The organism is Xanthobacter agilis (genome assembly GCF_021730435.1).
GTDB lineage: Bacteria > Pseudomonadota > Alphaproteobacteria > Rhizobiales > Xanthobacteraceae > Xanthobacter > Xanthobacter agilis.
This window is the reverse complement of sequence record NZ_JABWGX010000065.1, coordinates 1-863: the sequence shown is the minus strand read 5'-3', so window position 1 is coordinate 863 and position 863 is coordinate 1. Positions and strand designations below refer to the sequence as shown.

At 68.9% G+C, this 863-nt stretch carries 1 protein-coding gene; it reads left to right on the top strand.

Annotated features, from left to right (window positions below):
* The coding region (locus HUW53_RS21700) for a calcium-binding protein (RefSeq protein WP_272904380.1) at positions 1-826 on the top strand (826 nt) is incomplete at its 5' end.
* Positions 827-863: the final 37 nt, after the last annotated feature.

Below are 863 nucleotides of genomic sequence, written 5' to 3'. Positions count from 1 at the left end.
CATCACGGGCGGGGCCGCCGCGGACGTCCTCAATGGCGGGGCGGGCAACGACACCCTCACGGCCGGGACGGGCAATGATCGCCTCAACGGCGGGTCCGGCGACGACACGCTGGTCGGCGGAGCCGGGGCCGACACCTATGTGGTGGACTCGGCCGACGACACCGTGACGGAGTCTGCGGGCCAAGGCACGGACACGGTGCAGACGACGCTGTCGGCCTACACCCTCACCAACAATGTGGAGAACCTGACCTATACCGGTGCCTCCTCCTTCACCGGCACAGGCAACAGCCGCGCCAATGCCATCACGGGTGGGGCCGCCGCGGACGTCCTCAATGGCGGGGCGGGCGCCGACACCCTCACGGCCGGGACGGGCAATGATCGCCTCAACGGCGGGGCCGGCGACGACACGCTGGTCGGCGAGGCCGGCAACGACACCCTCACGGCCGGGGCGGGCAATGATCGCCTCAACGGCGGGTCCGGTGACGACACGCTGGTCGGCGGGGCCGGGACCGATATATTGACCGGTGGGGCCGGGGCCGACACGTTCATCTACACGTCGGTGGGAAGCGCGGTGGACACGATCACGGACTTCTCGGCAGCACAGGGCGACCTGGTCGACCTGTCCGCCATCGACGCCAATACGCTCACGCCCGCCACCAACAACACCTTCGTCTATATTGGCGGGTCGGGCTTCTCGGGCAGCGCGGGGGAACTGCGCTTCTCGAGCAACACCTTGCAGGCGGACGTGAATGGCGACAAGGTCGCCGACCTGTCCATCACGCTCAGCAATGTGAGCAGCCTGTCCGCGAGCAGCCTCGTTCTGTGAGCGGAGCCCAACACCCGGGCGGGGGCGCGGCAAAGGT